The organism is Burkholderia sp. PU8-34, from assembly GCF_053427725.1.
The window spans coordinates 1-18,650 of sequence record NZ_JBSAXC010000026.1 but is presented as its reverse complement, the minus strand read 5'-3'; the positions used below and the strand labels follow the sequence as shown (position 1 = coordinate 18,650).

General features: G+C 64.6%; 11 protein-coding genes and 1 pseudogene. 11 read left to right on the top strand and 1 reads right to left on the bottom strand.

All coding sequences use genetic code 11. The annotated features are described in order from the left end of the window. The first annotated feature begins 3 nt into the window (after nt 1–3). The 11 genes and pseudogenes from tssB to ACV22Z_RS33570 form a co-directional block, all read left to right on the top strand. Nucleotides 4–582 (top strand): type VI secretion system contractile sheath small subunit, encoded by a 579-nt coding sequence (gene tssB / locus ACV22Z_RS33620; protein WP_448080563.1) that lies wholly within the window; start codon nt 4–6, stop codon nt 580–582. Beyond that, the gene (gene tssC, locus ACV22Z_RS33615; RefSeq protein ID WP_448080562.1) at nt 575–2,083 is read left to right on the top strand and encodes a type VI secretion system contractile sheath large subunit; all 1,509 of its coding nucleotides are present in this window, start codon (nt 575–577) and stop codon (nt 2,081–2,083) included. The genes tssB and tssC overlap by 8 nt, the downstream gene beginning before the upstream one ends. Nucleotides 2,084–2,117: 34 nt before the next feature. Then, nucleotides 2,118–2,609 carry an Hcp family type VI secretion system effector gene (locus ACV22Z_RS33610; protein ID WP_448080561.1) on the top strand — a complete coding sequence of 164 codons (492 nt, stop codon included), beginning with the start codon at nt 2,118–2,120 and terminating at the stop codon, nt 2,607–2,609. Between the two features lie 18 nt (nt 2,610–2,627). Next, nucleotides 2,628–3,173 carry a type VI secretion system baseplate subunit TssE gene (tssE, locus tag ACV22Z_RS33605; protein WP_448080560.1) on the top strand — a complete coding sequence of 182 codons (546 nt, stop codon included), beginning with the start codon at nt 2,628–2,630 and terminating at the stop codon, nt 3,171–3,173. Nucleotides 3,174–3,177: 4 nt separating this feature from the next. Further along, nucleotides 3,178–5,049 (top strand): type VI secretion system baseplate subunit TssF, encoded by a 1,872-nt coding sequence (gene tssF, locus ACV22Z_RS33600; RefSeq protein WP_448080559.1) that lies wholly within the window; start codon nt 3,178–3,180, stop codon nt 5,047–5,049. Next, nucleotides 5,046–6,215 carry a type VI secretion system baseplate subunit TssG gene (gene tssG, locus ACV22Z_RS33595; RefSeq protein WP_448080558.1) on the top strand — a complete coding sequence of 390 codons (1,170 nt, stop codon included), beginning with the start codon at nt 5,046–5,048 and terminating at the stop codon, nt 6,213–6,215. The genes tssF and tssG overlap by 4 nt, the downstream gene beginning before the upstream one ends. 12 nt (nt 6,216–6,227) lie before the next feature. Next, nucleotides 6,228–8,978 (top strand): type VI secretion system ATPase TssH, encoded by a 2,751-nt coding sequence (gene tssH / locus ACV22Z_RS33590; protein ID WP_448080557.1) that lies wholly within the window; start codon nt 6,228–6,230, stop codon nt 8,976–8,978. Then, entirely contained in the window at nt 8,975–11,179 is a 2,205-nt protein-coding gene (gene tssI, locus ACV22Z_RS33585; protein WP_448080556.1) for a type VI secretion system tip protein TssI/VgrG, read from the top strand. Before tssH ends, tssI begins: the two co-directional genes overlap by 4 nt. Before the next feature lie 15 nt (nt 11,180–11,194). After that, nucleotides 11,195–12,460 carry a hypothetical protein gene (locus tag ACV22Z_RS33580; protein WP_448080555.1) on the top strand — a complete coding sequence of 422 codons (1,266 nt, stop codon included), beginning with the start codon at nt 11,195–11,197 and terminating at the stop codon, nt 12,458–12,460. Between the two features lie 14 nt (nt 12,461–12,474). Beyond that, a complete protein-coding gene (locus ACV22Z_RS33575) occupies nt 12,475–17,451 on the top strand; it encodes an RHS repeat-associated core domain-containing protein (protein WP_448080554.1) in 4,977 nt (1,658 codons plus the stop codon). A 71-nt stretch (nt 17,452–17,522) separates the two neighbouring features. After that, nucleotides 17,523–18,053 (top strand): annotated as a pseudogene (locus ACV22Z_RS33570) (contractile injection system protein, VgrG/Pvc8 family); the annotation flags it as partial. Here ACV22Z_RS33570 and ACV22Z_RS33565 read toward each other — a convergent pair. After that, the gene (locus ACV22Z_RS33565; protein WP_448080553.1) at nt 18,028–18,519 is read right to left on the bottom strand and encodes an IS21 family transposase; all 492 of its coding nucleotides are present in this window, start codon (nt 18,517–18,519) and stop codon (nt 18,028–18,030) included. The pseudogene ACV22Z_RS33570 and the gene ACV22Z_RS33565 overlap by 26 nt on opposite strands. Between the last annotated feature and the right edge of the window lie 131 nt (nt 18,520–18,650).

The window sequence follows — 18,650 nt, the reverse complement described above, 5'->3', positions numbered from 1 at the left end:
ACGATGATGGACAGAACCAGGGCAGCAGGCAGCGGACAGAAATTCATCGCGCGCAACCGGGCGCCGCGCGTGCAGATCGAGTATGACGTCGAGACCTACGGCGCCGAACGCAAGGTGCAGCTGCCGTTCGTGATGGGCGTGATGGCGGATCTCGCCGGTAGGCGCGCGGAGCCGCTGCCGGATCTGGCGGACCGCAAGTTCCTCGAGATCGACGTCGACAACTTCGACGAACGGATGAAGTCGGTCGCGCCGCGCGTCGCGTTCCAGGTGCCGAACACGCTGTCGGGCGACGGGATGCTTAGCGTCGACATGACGTTCGAGCGGATCGACGATTTCTCGCCGGCGGCGATCGCGCGCAACGTCGACGCGCTGCGCAAGCTGCTGGACGCACGCACGGAACTGTCGAACCTGCTGTCGTACATGGACGGCAAGCATGGCGCCGAGCAGCTGATCGAGCAGGCGATCAACGATCCTGAACTGCTGAAGGCGCTCGTGCGGCAGCCGGCGGCGGAATCTGCCGCGAACGAAGCACCGGCCGCACAGAACGGCGCCGTCGCCGGCCCGGAGGCCCGCCATGAATGAACGCGCCCAAACCCGCGCCGACACGCGCGACGCAGCGCAGCCGGCCGTCGCACACAACGAGTTCGCCGCGCTGCTGCAGAAGGAATTCAAGCCGAAGACCGCCGAAGCGCGTGAATCGGTCGAGCGGGCCGTGCGCACGCTCGCGCAGCAGGCGCTGGAGAACACCGTCGGCATGACGACGGACGCGTATGGCAGCGTCAAGCAGATCATCGCGGAGATCGACCGCAAGCTGACCGAGCAGATCAACCTGATCCTGCATCACGGCGAATTCCAGACGCTCGAAGGCGCGTGGCGCGGGCTGCACTATCTGGTCACGCACACCGAGACCGACGAGCTGCTGAAGATCAAGGCGCTGCCCGTGTCGCGCAACGAGCTCGCGCGCACGCTGAAGCGCTACAAGGGCGTGGCATGGGACCAGAGCCCGCTGTTCCGCAAGGTCTATGAAGAGGAATACGGGCAGTTCGGCGGCGAGCCGTTCGGCTGCCTCGTCGGCGATTTCCACTTCAACCACAGCCCGCCCGACGTCGAGATGCTCGGCGAGCTGTCGAAGATCGCGGCGGCCGCGCACGCGCCGTTCATCGCAGGCGCGTCGCCGGCGCTGATGCAGATGGATTCGTGGCAGGAGCTGTCGAACCCGCGCGACCTGACGAAGATCTTCCAGAACACCGAATATGCGGCGTGGCGCAGCCTGCGCCAGTCGGATGATTCGCGCTACGTCGGCCTCGCGATGCCGCGCTTCCTCGCGCGGCTGCCGTACGGCGCACGCACCAACCCGGTCGACGAATTCGACTTCGAGGAAGACACCGAAGCCGCGAGCCACGACCGCTACACGTGGGCGAATTCCGCGTATGCGATGGCCGCGAACATCAACCGCTCGTTCAAGCTGTACGGCTGGTGCTCGTCGATTCGCGGCGTCGAATCGGGCGGCGCGGTCGAGGGGCTGCCGTGCCACACGTTCCCGACCGACGATGGCGGCGTCGACCAGAAATGCCCGACCGAGATCGCGATCAGCGACCGCCGCGAGGCCGAGCTCGCGAAGAACGGCTTCATGCCGTTCGTGCACCGGAAGAACTCGGATTTCGCGGCATTCATCGGCGCGCAGTCGCTGTACCAGCCGGCCGAGTATCACGACCCCGACGCGACCGCGAACGCGCGGCTGTCCGGCCGCCTGCCGTACCTGTTCGCGTGCTGCCGCTTCGCGCATTACCTGAAGTGCATCGTGCGCGACAAGATAGGCTCGTTCCGCGAACGCAGCGACATGGAGCGCTGGCTGAACGACTGGATCATGAACTACGTCGACGGCGACCCGGCGAACTCGTCGCAGGAAACCAAGGCGCGCAAGCCGCTCGCGGCGGCCCAGGTCGTCGTCGACGAGGTCGAGGACAACCCCGGCTATTACGCGTCGAAGTTCTTCCTGCGGCCGCATTACCAGCTCGAAGGGCTCACCGTGTCGTTGCGGCTCATCTCGAAGCTGCCATCGGCGAAGGCGGCAAACGAATGAGCGTCGGCTCACCTCAACCCGAATGGAGATAGCGATGGGCGTGGCAATGTTTATGAAGGTGGATGGCGTATCCGGCGAATCGGCGGACGCGCAGCACAAGGGCTGGACCGACATCCAGACGTTCTCGTGGGGCGCGAGCCAGCCGGGCGCGATGGCGAGCGGCAGCGGCGGCAATGCGGGCAAGGCGAGCTTCAACGATCTCGTCGTGGCCGCATATATGGACAAGGGCACGCCCGCGATCATCAAATACTGCGCGAACGGCAAGCACCTGCCGACGGTCGAGATCTCTGCGTGCAAGACGGGCGGCTCGCAGGTCGAGTTCATGCGCGTGACGCTGCAGGAGGTGCTCGTCACGTCCGCGCAGCTCGCGGGCGTCGACCCCGGCGACACGGCCGACCGGCTGCTGATGCACTACGGCTTCCAGGCCGCGAAGGTCAAGAAGCAGTACTGGCAGCAGAACGACAACGGCGGCAAGGGCGCCGAGGTGTCGGTCGGCTGGAACATCAAGGAAAACACCGAGATGTGACCGCGCGGAGGCGAACCGATGAGCGATGCGCGAACCCGTGACGACCGCGCGGGCGGCCTGCGCGACCGGCTGCAGCCCGCGCTGCTCGACCGCCTGACCGACGCCGACCCGCAGCGGCGCACGGAGCCTCCGGGCGCGCAGGCGGTCGGCGCCGAGCCGCTGCGCGCGGCGGTGCTGCGCGACCTGACGTGGCTCCTCAATACGCGTAACGGGGAAGACGGCTTCGTCGACTGGTCGGCGTTCCCGCATGCGCAGGCGTCGGTGCTGAACTACGGGATGCGGCCGCTCGTCGGCAAGCCGATGTCGGGCGTCGAGCGGATGTCGGTCGAGGCGTCGATCCGCGACGCGATCGTCCGCTTCGAGCCGCGCATCGCGCCGGACAGCGTCGACGTGCGCAGCGTGCTCGACGCGCCTGGCGCCGCCGGCGAGGGGCGGCACAACGTGCTGATGTTCGAGATCCGCGGCACGCTATGGTCGGTGCCGTACCCGGTCGAATTCGTGCTGCGCTCGGATCTCGATCTCGAGACCGGCGCGATGTCGCTGCAATCGGCGGCGGGGGGCTGACGCGATGGATACGCGCCTGCTCGAGTACTACAACCGCGAACTCGCGTACCTGCGCGAACTCGGCGGCGAGTTCGCGCAGCAATTCCCGAAGGTTGCCGCGCGGTTGCGGCTGACCGAATCGGGGCCGCCCGATCCGTACGTCGAGCGGCTGCTCGAAGGCTTCAGCTTCCTCACCGCGCGCGTGCAACTCAAGATGGATGCGGAATTTCCGCGCTTCACGCAGGCGCTGCTCGATGCCGTGTATCCGGGCTACGTCGCGCCGCTGCCGTCGATGGCGATCGTGCAGTTCGCGCCGGTGATGAACGAGGGCAGTCTCGCGCAAGGCTGGCGGCTACCGGCCGGCACTGCGCTGCGCGCGCGGCCGGCCGCGTCCGAGCAGACCGCGTGCGAATTCCGCACCGCGCACGACCTGACGCTGTGGCCGCTCGAGCTGACACGCGCCGCCGTGACGGGCGCGCCCGCCTACCTGCCGCGCGGCGCTGTCGCGGCGCGGCACGACGTGCGCGGCGCGCTGCGGATCCGGCTGAAGGCGCGCGGCGGCGCGCGCCTCGCGCAATTGGCGGCCGACCGGCTGATGTTTCATCTCGCGGGACCCGAGCGTGACGCGCTGCATCTGCTCGAGCTGATCGCCGCACATACGCTCGGCGTTGTCGTGCACGACCCGGGCCAGCCGCCGTGCTGGCTGCACACGCTCGGCCCCGACGCGATCGTCCATCACGGCTTCGGCGCCGACCAGGCGCTGCTGCCCAACGACGGCCGCAGCTTTCAGGGCTACCGGCTGCTGCGCGAGTATTTCGCGTTCCCGGCGCGGTTCCTGTTCTTCAGCGTCGACGGGCTGCGGCCGGCGCTCGCGCGCGCGAGCGGCGACGAATGCGAGCTGACGCTGCTGTTCGACCGGCACGACGCGGCGCTCGAGGCGGCCGTCGACGCGCGGCACCTCGCGCTGAACTGCACGCCGGCCATCAACCTGTTCGCGCGCCGCGCGGACCGGATTCCGGTACAGCCGGGCGCGCGCGAGCATCATGTCGTCGTCGACCGCAGCCGGCCGCTCGATTACGAGGTCTACGCGGTCGAGCGGCTCGCGAGCGAGCAGCGCGACGACAGACAGGCGCGCGAATTCCGGCCGTTCCATGCATCGTTCGCGGACGACGACGGCAACTTCGGCGCGTATTACACGGTGCGCCACGAGCCGCGCCTCGTGTCCGCACAGGCGCGCGCGAATGGCACGCGCACCGGCTACGCAGGCAGCGAGACCTACGTGTCGCTCGTCGACAGCCAGTGCGCGCCATACGACGAAACGATGCGCTATCTGGCCGTCGATACGCTTTGCACGAACCGCGACCTCGTGCTGCTGCAGCCGCCCGGCGATGCGAATATGTTCACGCTGCGCGTGTCGGCGCCTGTCGAGCGCATCGTCGCGATCCGCGGGCCGACGCGGCCGCGCCCGCCGATCGCCGAGGCGCAAACCGCGTGGCGGCTGATCCGTCATCTCGGGCTCGCGCGGCATACGCTGACCGATCTCGACGACGAAGAAGGCGCGCGCGTGCTGCGCGAACTGCTCGGCCTGCATGCGGACCCGGCCGATGCCGCGATGCGCCGGCAGATCGACGGCGTGCGTCGCGTCGCGTTCGCGCCCGTGTTCCGCCGCTTGCCGGTGGCCGGGCCGCTGATGTTCGGGCGCGGTGTGCAGGTCGACGTGACCGTCGACGACCATGCGTTTTCCGGCGACAGCCCGTTCCTGCTCGGCGCGGTGCTCGAGCAGTTTTTCGCGCGCCACGTGTCGATCAACGCGTTCTCCGAATGCGTACTGACGAGCACGCAGCGCGGCATGCTCGCGCAATGGCCGGCGCGCGTCGGCAGGCGGCCCGCGGCATGAAGCGCGATACGCCGCCCACTGCGAACCCGGCGTCCGTCGTGGCACGGCGCGACGCGTTGTGGGCGCGCTTGCGTACGGCGCCGTACGGCTACGACCTGTTCCAGGCGCTGCGCTGGCTCGACGCACTGTCGCCCGGACACGCGCCGCTCGGCCATGCGGCGCGGCCGCGCGACGAGCCGGTGCGGCTCGGCCAGGCGCCGTCGCTCGCGTTCGCGGCCGCGATGCTGGCCGGCGTGCAGGGTAACGGCGGGGTGCCACTCGTGACGATTCACGGCTTCGGGCTGTTCGGGCCGAACGGGCCGCTGCCGACGCACCTGACCGACTATGCGTACGAGCGCGCGACCCAGCATGACGATCCGACGTTCGCCGCGTTCGCGGACCTGTTCCATCACCGGCTGATTCTGCTGTTCTACCGCGCGTGGGCGGACGCGCAGCCGACGGTGAGCCTCGACCGGCCGGCGCGCGCACGGTTCGACGGGTATGTAGCGAGCCTGATCGGGCGCGGCCTGTCCGCGCCTGCGTCCGGTTCCTCTTCGGCTTTACCTTCCACATCCACATCCACATCCACATCCACATCCGCGGACGACCGGCTGTCTGGCCAGGTCGATGCACTTGCGCCGCATGCACGCCTTTTCCACGCCGGACACCTCGTGCGCCACACGCGCAACCCGGAAGGGCTCGCGCAGATCCTGCGGCGGCACTTCGGCGTCGCGGTCAGGATCGTCGAGCACGTGCCGCAGTGGGTGACGATCGAGTGCACGCAACGCTGCGCGATCCACGCGATGCGGCCGACGCTGCCGCTCGGCGGCGCGGTGCTTGGGGTCGCGGTGCGCGATGCGCAGTCGCGCTTCCGGATCGTGCTCGGGCCGCTGTCGCTCGATGCGTACCGGCGGTTCCTGCCGGGTGGCGAGCATGCGCGGCAGCTCGAGCAGTGGGTGCGCGAATACGTCGGCATCGAATTCGACTGGGACGTGCAGCTCGAACTCGCGCACGACGCGGTGCCGGCGCTCGCGCTCGGCAGCCCGCACGGGATCGGCCGCGCCGCATGGCTCGGGCAGCGGCTCGAGCCGGGCCCCGCGCGCAATCTCGTGATCCGCTGCGACGCGCGGCCTACCGGCACGGTCAGGGCGGCCGGCGACGCTGCTTTGCAACGCGAACCTGACTGAAAGGAAACCACCATGTCCGATATTGGCCGCGTCACGCTGTTCGGCAAGCTGAACCCCTTTCTCTACGAGACGCTGGAGCAGGCGACCGGTTTCTGCCGGCTGCGCGGCAATCCGTACGTCGAGCTCGCGCACTGGCTGAGCCAGATTGTGCGGCGCCCGGACAGCGACCTGCATCGGATTCTGCGCCGCTTCGACATCGACGCCACGACGGTCGAGCGCGGGTTCGTCGCGGCGCTCGACCGGCTGCCGCGCGGCGCCGGCTCGGTGTCGGACCTGTCCGTACACATCGACGACGCTGTCGAGCGGGCGTGGGTCTACGCGACGCTGAAGTACGAGGCAACGCAGATCCGCGGCGCGACGCTGCTGCTCGCGATCGTGAAGACGCCACCGCTGCGCAACGTGCTGTACGGGATCTCGCGCGAGTTCGAGCGCGTCGCGCCGGACATGCTTGCCGATGGGCTCGCACAGATCGTCGATGGTTCGCCGGAGGCGCCGTCGCCCGCCGCGCACGGGACGCCGGTCGACGCGCGCGCGTCCGCATCTGCTTCCGCTTCCGCCGACGGTTCCGCGCTTTCGCGCTTCGCGGTCGACCTGACGGCCCGGGCGCGCGCGGGCGAGATCGACCCCGTCGTCGGGCGCGATGGCGAGATCCGCCAGATCGTCGATATCCTGCTGCGGCGTCGGCAGAACAATCCGCTGCTCGTCGGCGAAGCGGGCGTCGGCAAAACGGCCGTCGCCGAGGGCTTCGCGCTGCGGATCGTCGCGGGCGACGTGCCGCCGTCGCTGCGCGATGTCGCGCTGTACCTGCTCGACATCGGGCTGCTGCAGGCCGGTGCGGGCGTGAAGGGCGAGTTCGAGAGCCGCCTGCGCGGCGTGATAGACGAAGCGATGTCGAACGAGCGGCCGGTGATTCTGTTCATCGACGAAGTGCACACGCTCGTCGGCGCGGGCGGCGCGGCGGGCACCGGCGATGCGGCGAACCTGCTGAAGCCCGCGCTCGCGCGCGGCCTGCTGCGCACGATCGGCGCGACCACGTGGTCCGAATACAAGCAGCACATCGAGAAGGACCCGGCGCTGACGCGGCGCTTTCAGCTCGTGCAGGTGCGCGAGCCCGAGGAGGACGCGGCGCTGGCGATGCTGCGCGGGCTCGCCGCGAAGCTCGAAGCGCATCACCGCGTGCTCGTGCTCGACGACGCGCTGCAGGCCGCCGTGACTCTGTCGCACCGCTATATCCCGGCCCGTCAGTTGCCCGACAAGGCGATCAGCCTGCTCGACACGGCATGCGCGCGGGTCGCCGTCAGCCAGCATGCGGTGCCCGCGCCGGTCGAGGACGCGCGGCGGCGTATCGACGGCCTGCGCGTCGAGCGCGAGCGGGTTGCGCGCGAGTGCGCGCTCGGCACTGGCGACGCGGCACGGCTTGCCGACGTCGACGCGGAGATCGCCGCCGGGCAGGCCGAGCTTGACCGGCTCGATGCGCGCTGGCAGGCCGAGCGCGATGCGTTCGAGGCCATCGCAGATTCGCGCGCTGCGTTGCTCGACGCGCAGCTTGTCGATGCGCCATCGCCAGCGACCGACGCATCGGTGCGCGCCCACCTGCAGGCGAAGCTTGCCGGCTCGCGGGTTGTCGATGCACCGTCGCAGGCGTCCGACGCATCGTCACGCACTGATCTGCAGGCAAAGCTCGCCGACGCGCAGGCGGCGCTCGCCGCGCTGCAGGGCGAGTCGCCGCTCGTGCTGCCGGCGGTCGACACGCATGCCGTCGCGGCTGTCGTTGCGGACTGGACCGGGATTCCGCTCGGCCGGATGGTGCGCGACGAGATGCAGTCGGTGCTGACGCTCGCCGACACGCTCGGCGAACGCGTGGTCGGCCAGCGTCACGCGGTCGAGCTGATCGCCGAGCGGATCCAGACCGCCCGCGCGCGGCTCGACGATCCCGCGAAGCCGCACGGCGTGTTCCTGCTGTGCGGGCCGTCAGGCGTAGGCAAGACCGAGACCGCGCTCGCGCTCGCCGACATGCTGTACGGCGGCGAGCACAACGCGATCACGATCAACATGAGCGAGTTCCAGGAGGCGCACACCGTGTCGACGCTGAAGGGCGCACCGCCCGGCTACGTCGGCTACGGACAGGGCGGCGTGCTGACCGAGGCCGTGCGGCGGCGGCCCTATAGCGTCGTGTTGCTCGACGAGATCGAGAAGGCGCATCGCGACGTGCACGAGCTGTTCTTCCAGGTGTTCGACAAGGGCTGGATGGAGGATGGCGAGGGCCGCGACATCGACTTCCGGCATACGGTGATCCTGCTGACGTCGAATGTCGGCTCGGAGCGCGTGATGCAGCTGTGCCGCGATCCGGAGCGCCTGCCCGATGCGCAGACGCTCGCCGATGCGCTGCGCGCGCCGCTCCTCGACGTGTTTCCGGCCGCGCTGCTCGGCAGGCTGACCGTCGTTCCGTATTACCCGCTGACGGACATGACGCTCGCGCGGATCGTCGCGCTGCAACTGCGGCGCATCGAGCGGCGGATCGAAGCGCACCACGGTATCCGGCTGCATTGCGCCGATTCCGCGACCGCGCTGATCGTCGAACGCTGCCGGACGATCGAATCTGGCGGCCGGATGGTCGATGCGATCCTCACGCATACCGTGCTGCCGCGGATCAGCCAGGCGATCCTGCGCGCGACGGTCGAAGGGCGCGCGCTGTCGTCGATCGACGTGGGCGCGGCCGACGGCCAGTTCGTTTACCGGTTCGACGAGGAGGTGACGACGTGACCCGCGTGTTCACACTCGACAGCCCACACGGCGACGATCTGAAATTCCACAGCCTCGACGGCGACGAGGAACTCGGCCGCCTGTTTGAATACCGGATCGAGGCGCTTGCGGACAACCACAGCCTGTCGCTGAAGGACCTGCTCGGCAAACCGGTGACCGTGCGGGTCGAACAGCAGGACGGTACGACGCGCTACCTGAATGGCATCGTCGCGCGCGCGTCACTCGTCGGGCGTCGCGCGGAGCGCCACTATGGCTACCTGCTGGTCGCGCGGCCGTGGCTGTGGCTCGCGACGCGCCGCTCCGACTGCCGGATTTTCCAGAACCGGACCGTGCCGGAAATCGTGCTGGACGTGCTCGCGCGGTATGGTTTCCCGGTCGAGAACCGGCTGACCGAAGCGTATGCGCCGCGCGAATACTGCGTGCAGTACAACGAAACGGACGCGGCGTTCGTGTCGCGGCTGATGGAGTTCGAGGGCATCTACTTCTATTTCAGGCACGCGGCGGACAGCCACACGCTCGTGCTGTGCGATGCGATGTCGTCGCATGCGGCGCTGCCCGGTTACGAGACGATTCCGTTCATCGCGCGCGACCGCACGGCGATCGCGGACGAGGAGCATATCGATAGCTGGCTGCCCGCGCAGGAGGTTAGCGTCGGCAAGCACCAGACGAACGACTACGACTACACGAAGCCACGCGCGGACCTGTCGACACAGAAAGTCGATCCGCGCGGCCACGATCACGACGGTTTCGAATCGTTCGAATGGCCGGGCGGGTATCGCGACGATGCGCCCGGCGAGCGCTACAGCCGCGTGCGGCTCGAGGAACAGCAGGCAGAACACGAGCGCGCGAGCGCGAGCACGGACGTGCGCGGGCTCGCGCCCGGCTACCTGTTCACGCTCGAGCATTGCCCGCGCGCCGACCAGAACCGCGAATACCTGATCGTGCGGTGCATTTATCGGTTTCAGGAGAACGCGTATGCGAGCGACAGCGGTAACGAGGCCGTCGTGCACGAATCGCAAGTGTCGGTTCAACCGTCGAGCCTGCCGTACCGGTCGCCGCGCATGACGCTTCGGCCGCGCACCAATGGCCCGCAGACCGCGACCGTCGTCGGCCCGCCGGGCGAGGAGATCTGGACCGACCAGTACGGGCGCGTGAAGCTGCAGTTCCGCTGGGACCGTTACGGGCAGAGCAACCAGGATTCATCGTGCTGGGTGCGCGTGTCGAGCCCGTGGGCGGGGGGCGGGTTTGGGGGCGTGCAGATTCCGCGCGTGGGCGACGAGGTGGTCGTCGATTTCCTGAACGGCGACCCCGATCAACCGATTGTGACAGGGCGTGTGTACAACGGGGAAAAGATGCCGCCGTGGGGGCTGCCGGGGAGCGCGACGCAAAGCGGGTTGTTGTCGAGGTCGTCACCGGGCGGGACCACCGAGCACGCGAATGCGTTTCGGTTCGAGGATCGTAAAGGCGCGGAGCAACTGTGGATGCATGCGGAACGCAATTTCGATGCGGAGACGGAGCTCGATCACTCGCTGTCGGTCGGGCACGACCACACGCATACGGTCGGCAACGACGAGACGATGCAGGTGAAGAACAACCGGCAAAGGAGTGTAGGGCAGAACGAGACTGTCAACATCGGGCAGCATCGGGTTGCGCAGATCGGGGGGAATGAGACGCATGGAGTCGTCGGCAACCGGACGCGGTCGGTTGGGCAGAGCGAAACCGTGACGATCGGCGCGAACCGTGACGCGACCATCGGCGGCACGCACAAGGAAACGGTCGCGCAAAGCAAGACAGAAACGATCGGCGCAGGCAAGACGCTAACCGTCGGACAGCTTTATCAGACGACGTCGCAGGACATGAAGACGTTGGTGGCGTCGTCGCATACCGAGGAAATCGGTGCGCGCACGTCGACGATTGCAAACGCGCATACGCTCACGGTCGGAGGTGAACACACCGTCAGCGTCGGCGCGAACCATACGACGAACGTGCAGCATCAGGTGCTCGTCAATGCCGGCGACCAGCTTGCGCTCGTCTGCGGGATGTCGAGCATCGTGATGAAGCGCGACGGCACGATCGTGATCCAGGGCGTCAACGTCGAATCGACCGGCACCGACAGCCACAGCGTGCGCGGCAAGACGGTGACATCGTCGGCGACGGGCGAGCACACGGTCGAAGGGACCATATTGAAACTGAATCCGTGACGGAGGTCCGCACGAATGCAGAACTGGCAGCCGACCAATCCGGTGGAGCGCAGGTTCATGGATGCGCATACGGACTGGATGAATTTCGCTAAGGAACGGGAAGCGCGAATGATGATCTGGCAGACCGACGAGACCGATGCGCGGCTCGTTCAGCTCTATTTCCAGGTTCAGAACGAAACGTCGTGCGCGGTGCGGACGATGCGCGCGTCGTTCGTCAATGAGAAACGTTATGCGAAGGCACTGACGGACGAACTCATCGCGTTCTACGACAGTCGGCGCGATGCGTCCAATGCGCAGGGCGTGCGCGCCGATTGGCAAGCGCCGCGCGACGACGGCACGAATCCCGAGCTGTATCTGCTCACGGTCGCCGACAGCCTGATGCGTCACCATCCGGACATCTTTTCCGCGATGGTTTTCGTGCTGGAGCCGGCACAAGTGCGTGACAACGCGGCATGGACGCGATGGCTGGATGGCTTGTTGTCGATCGTTGCCGTCGTCCCGAAGCTTGGGGAGCGTGTGCGCTTCGTCGTGCCGTGCACGGATATCACGCCGTTGGCGACGCTGCTGCAACAACATCCTGCTGCGGTGCGCATCGCGCAAGGCAAATATTCGATGGCGAGCGTGGCGCGCGAATTGCTGGCGGAATCGGGCGAGCGCGGGCCGAGCGGCGAATTTCGACGGCTGTTCGTGATGTTGACCGAGACGATCGAAGGCGCTAACCCGACGCGGCTCGAGGAGTTGCGTGCGGCGGCATTGAAGGTCGCGGACCGCGAGCAGTGGTTCGATCAGTGCGTCGTCGTACATCTGATCGCCGGTGCCGCGTATCTGAAATGGCGCGATCGGGAACGCGCGATCGAGGCGTACCGGAGCGCAGCCAGCAACGGCATGCGTGCGGTTGAAGCAGGGCATCCGGCAGGTCACACGCTCGTCGCGAACGGGTTGTTCGGCGAGGCGAGCGTGCACCTGACACACAATGATTACGCGCACTCGGCCTATTGCTATGAACGCGCTGCGACATCGACTACTGCCGCGCGGGACGGGCTGATGACGGTGGAGGCGTGGCGTATGAGCGCTGTGTGCTGGGAGCGGGCAGGGGAGCGCGAGCATGCGCTCGAAGCTGGATTCAATGCGCTCGATGCCGGGTTGATGATCGACGAACCGATGCGTGCGAACAGCAATCTGCCGCTTGTCGTCGAATGGATGGTGTCGCAATTGGGGATGCTGGACCGGCGGCGTAACGCGCTCAGCGAGAAGGTCGCCGCGTTGCGCGGTGGACGCTGAGTGGGGAGGACGACATGGGCTTGCTCGCGGTCAAGCATCTGGATCCGGTTGTCGGAATCGATGTTCACTCGGTACTGGTCGCGCCGAGTCCGACGCCCGTTCTTCTGCCGCATCCTCATGTCGGGTTCATGCTCGATCTGCGAGAGTACGTCGAGGCGGCGAAGGGTGTGGTCGGCAGCATCGCAATGATGATCGTGCAGGAGAAGGTGACCGAATACATCGAGGATCATCCCGACGATGTGAAGAAGCTCGACCACCTGGCCGATTCCGCCATGCAGCAGCTCAATGACGTGGCCGGTGTAATGGGGGGCAAGCTTCCGGACATCAAGGACAACCCGATTGTCGCGGAAGGGATGAAGCTGAACAAAGCGCGCAAGGCACTCCAGAACCGTATCAGCAATGATCTCGGCTCGAACGTCGGAATGGGCGGGAGCAGCGGCAGGCCGATTCTCGTAAATGGCTTGATGCGGGCTACGGCAGGAACGCACGCGTATCACGTTCCAGGACTTCATTTTCCGCTCGGCGAATCGTTTGCCCCGCCGCCGAAGGAGGATCCGGAGCCTTCGAATGACGGTGAATCGTTCATGGGCAGCAAGACGGTGCTTGCCAACAACGATCCGATGTCGTTCATGGCGTTGCAGGCGTTGAGTTGCTGGTCGATCGGATTGGAGCCGCCTTCACACAATAGCGCGCATACGGACCGGACTTATCCGTCGATGCCGAGTTCGGTGATGCTGCCGATTCCGGCAGGGCGGCCGGTGATGGTGGGCGGGCCGCCAATCATGAACATGGCTGCCGCGGCAAAGGGGTTGTTCAAATCATTTCAAGGATCGGATTGGGCGAAGGCGCTGGCGGATAAGCTGCATTTGAAGTCGGGGTTCTTGCGGTGCACGGTGCTGCATGCGGAGCCGGTGGATGCGATCACCGGTGAAGTGGTTGTGCAACAGCGGGATTTCACGATCGCTGGCCGCTTACCGCTCGTCTGGGACCGATACTACACAGGCAACAATACGTGGTGTGGAGCGGTTGGCGTGGGATGGCAGACGCCCGCCGATATCCGGCTGGAACTGATGCGGCACCCAGGCGCGGTGGATGTGGTGGCGTATTTCCCCGATCACACGACGGCGTTCGACGCGATACCGGACGCAGCCGGGTGGTTAGCGCGCGTGCATGACTGGCAGCACGGATATTCGCTGTACCGGAGGGATGGAATCCTGGTTCTGCGTACGCGTGCCGGGATCGAACATGAGTTTGCATTGCCCGCACACTGGCAACACGAGTTGGCTGGATGCGCGGCGGAGGGCAGGTTGACGTTGCCTGTCGGGCGGATAGTTGACCTCAACGATAATGCATGGGTTTTCGAGCGCGGACCGGATTCCAGCCTCACACGTCTCAGCGAGTGGAAGTCGGACGAGGCGACCGGGCGCATGATTGAGTGCAAGGTTGGCACAGATAGCAACGCCGGACATCATTCGAACTTGCTTAGCGCGTTGACGCTGATCGATATGGGTGGCTGCCCCCATCCGCTCGTCAGCTACGAACACGATCAGAACGGCGATCTGGTCGCCGTATGCGACGCAATGAAGCAGCCGCACTATTTCGCATATACCGTTGGTCACCAGATGGTGCGCCACACGAGCGCACGAGGGATATCTTTCTACTACAACCATCAACAGCAGGATGACGGCGCGTGGCGGGTCGATCGCGCATGGGGGGACAACGGCCTTTTCGATTACCGCTTTGTCTACGATGTCGAGCATCGGGAAACGCGAATCACCGATTCACTTGGCCACACGACGATCCTCCAAGCTGACGAGCGCGGCATGCCGGTGGCACGGATCGATCCACTTGGGGGGGCGACGACTTACCTTTACGACGCGCAGGGCCGCACGAGCGCGGAAACGGATCCGTCCGGGCGCATCACGACTTGGGAATACGATGCCTACGGTAATCTGCTGGCACAAATGCAGCCGGATGGACGAGTCGTACGCACGGAGTATGGTACGGACCATAACCCGGTATGCATAACTGATGCGTGGGGAAGGCCGTGGCGATATGTCTGGGATGACCGGGGTAATCTGCTCAGGCAAACGACGCCGTGGCTGGGCGATACGAACTACGAGCATGACCGGCACGGTCAACTCATCGCCCTTACGGGCCCCTATGGCGCGGTGACGCACTTCCACTACGACTGTGATGGCAATCTCGCGGGGCTTACCGATGCACGTGGCCACCGAACACAGTACACGCACGATGCACGGGCCAACGTCATCGAGATCGTAGACGCCCTCGGGCAGATGAGTCGCTACGAATATGATCGCAAGGGTAACCTCACGCGGACGATTGAGCCGGGCGGGCGTGAGCGCCATTGCTCCTACGACGCGGACGGCAACCTGACGCGCTATCGCGATGCGAACGGCCAGATCACACAACGCGAATATTCTGCGCTGGGGCATGTCACCAAACGACACACGCCCGACGGCGGCGTGGTCGAATACCGGTACGATACCGAGGAGCAATTGATCGGCGTAGTCAACGAGCGCGGCGAGCACTACGAGTTGAAGCGCGACGCATTGGGGCGGATCGTCGAGGAAGTCGACTACTGGGGGCAGCCGCGTTACTACGTATACGGCATGGCAGGCGAACTGCTGCGCAGCATCGACCCGTTGGGACAGGCGATCGACTACAAAACGGATGCACTTGGCCGCATCGTACAGAAGCGAGTGCCTGACCCGCGGCAGCCCGACGGGATCCGTATCGAAATGTTCTCGTATGATCGCATGGGTAACCTGGTCATCGCGGAGAATCCGGACAGCCGGGTCGATCTGGCGTATGACGTGGCCGGTCGCCTCGTCGAGGAAAAGCAGGGTGACGACTTCGTGATTGCCCACGAGTATGACGACGTAGGCAATCAGATAGAACGCCGGACGCAACTCGACACTGGCGACGAGATCATCGAGCATAGGGTTTGCTACGGGTACGACGCTCTCGGTTCCATCAGTTCGATCACGATCGACAACTCGGCGGCGATCACAATCGAACCGGACGCGCTGGGACAAATTCGTGTCGAGCATCTCGGGGACGAACTGAGACGCGAGTTCTCATATACGTCTGAAGGGCAACTGGCCAAGCAGACGTTGATGGTCAATACCGGCCCCTTATTCGCCAGCGAATACACCTATAACGCCAACCAACAGATGACCGCGAAGCGCGACTCGCGGCTCGGTATCGAACGCTACGAATACGATCCGATGGGCAAACTGACTGGATACGTCGATCCAGCAGGCACGCTGAATCGCTTCCTGTACGACCCTGCCGGCGATCTGATGAAGACCCAGATTCTCCAGGACGGTCAGGGCGACATATTCGCTACGGCCCCGGGCACCGACACATGGGTACGTGAAGGAGAAGTTGACGGCTGCTACTACGCATTCGACCGTATCGGCAATCTCGTGCGCAAACAGGATGGGCGGCAGGATTTGCTGCTGTGGTGGGACGGTGACGGTCTGTTGATCGAGACGTTGATCCGGTGTCAGGTACCAACGGCTGTTGTCGACACATATCGCACACTGAGCATCCGCACGCGCTATGGGTACGATGCATTTCATCGGCGGGTGAAGAAGACCACACGGATTGGGCATGATGATGGTACTCCGCCCGAATCCTCATTCGACAGCTTGCCGCTGTCCTGTACCAGCTATTTCTTCTGGCAAGGGGATACGCTGGTGGGCGAAGTCTCGCACGGTACTCCGGACGCAGCTAAATTGCTGTCGAATGCGTCTTTCGGTGCAAGTGCCGAGCAGCCCAAAATGCGTAACCACGCCGGTATGAATTCAGGACCGACGGGCAGATACAGCGAGGCTCGGGAATGGATCTACTATCCGGAAACCTTCCGGCCGCTGGCCGAGGTGCGGTGTACATGCCGAATGGATACCGGAACACCTCCCACTAGCGATGTTCGAACCGTCAGCCATGCAACTGAAGACAGCGACAGGGATAGGCAACAACGGCAAGTTCCGTACGTCGCCGAGAAGAGTCGGGATCTTGCGGCAATCCCTCCGCCGTCGGACCTGACGCCGGAATCTGCAGCGCTGCACTATTTCCATACTGATCCCAACGGGGCTCCTACGCGGGTTATCGATTCACTGGGAGCCGTCGCCTGGGAAGGCAGTTATGGCGCTTGGGGTGCGGTCAGCCGATTTGGGGCCTTCGAAGAATTCGATCAACCGCTTCGACTTCAGGGGCAGTATCGAGATGCAGAAACCGGGCTGCACTATAACCGGAACCGGTATTATGATTCGCGCAGTGGGATTTTCATTTCGCAAGATCCCATTGGGTTGATCGGAGGGGTAAATCTTTACCGTTATGTCCCGAATACAATTAATGCGATAGACCCGCTTGGATTGTTCCCTTGGGGCCAGGGTGAAGATGAAAACAAAACGGCGTGGCGCGGGCCAAACAAGATCAGGATCAATGTGGAAATTTCTCACCCAAAAAGGGGGCTCATATCGGGAGAATATACACCGCTGAAGGGAAAGCACGCGGAACAAGTCGCCATCTCCGAACACGAACATGATATTCGAGGAGCACGTGTAAACTTTACGAACATTGAGGGTTTGTACGTTCGAATGGAACGTGAAGATGCCGATGCTCCATGGGAGCGTCACGAAGAATGGCTCCCCACTAACGTGTGTTCATTGGTATGCCGCCCGGACATATTCGGGCAACTGCACAAACTTGGTGCACTCAGAGTCAAGGCACCACAAGTAACATCCCATGTGCGAAAGGGGAGTTTCATTGTTCCTGCGAATATGTTGCAAGAAGCCCATCTCAGCATGACTGACGAGAAAGATGCCGTTCTAAATAAATGCAAACGAAATATAGAAGACGACGGCCATGATAAATCTTGCATGCCAAACCATCAAAGCGTCGCAAGTCAAAAACAGACGAAGTGGTTTAAAATGAACGGTTTGTGGAGAAAATGGCCCTGAATTTTTCTCGCAGCCATTTAGCAAGGAGTTGTCTTATTGATCAAGGCAAAGAGAACTCGATCAAGGAGCGAATTGCCGACGAGCAGATCATCCGACTCTTACTGCCGACCGGGCGCATCGCCCCCCAGGCCGATTACCGCATCACGCTCGACGGGCGCGATCTGTCGCGCACGATTGCCCCATACCTGATCGAGCTCGCGGTGATGGAATCGAGGGAGGATGAGGCGGATTCGGTCAATCTGGTATTGGACGATTCACGCGGAGATCTGGCGTGACATCGTCAAGACGATTGCGGCACGGCACAAGCTAACGCCCGCACTCGGCGACGTGCTGGCGAAGATCAGGATCGCGCATATCGACCAGACGAGCGAAAGCGACATGTCGTTTCTGGTTAGGCTCGCGAAGCGTTACGACGCGGTGATGACGGTCAAGGAGGGGCGCTTGCTGTTCATGCCGATTGGCACAGGGGCGAGTGCGAGCGGCAAGCCGCTGCCGACACTCGACTGCGCAGATCCAGCGGCGATTCGTATCGCGATCACGTTTCGCGATCACGTTTCGCAGTGCGAATGCTACACGTCAAAGCGGACCTGAGCGCCATGCGCGCGGCAGATCAAGCGCGAGAGTGCGCCAACGCGCGAGGACGACGGAGAACGTACCTTCGCTCTTGGCTCGGTGAATTTTGTCGACCACGTTCCACCCGCGAATGTAGTGCGTGAGACTGCGTTGGCTCGATAGGTAATGCGGAGCGTGGACGCCAACCCACGCCAGCATTTCATCAGGTGGCACGTCCGGTGCGTCCGGATCCGGTTCGATGTTTGCCCGTACCGGCGACGGTGAATTGACGTGTTGAGCGGGCGTCGCAGGCTCGTGCGCTGCACGGCTCAGTTCGAGCGCCAACAGACGGAGCATTTCGATTCGATGCCACGGGATCGGCGAGCGTCCGGCGACGTAGTTCCGGACGGTGCGGGTGCTGCAGCGTAGCGTCCGGGCGATTCGGGCGACGGACAGGCCGTCAGTGAGCGCGAGAAAATCGGACAGCGCGCCGTGTCGCGGTTCGGCGGCATTCATAAGCGTTGCGTGAGGCGAAACTGGGCAATGGCCTGCGAGTTGTCTCACAACAAGTTCCCATTGGCCTGACAAAAACGTCAGCCGTTTGCTAGTGATCAGACTTTACATAACGTGAATTATCACCAGAATCT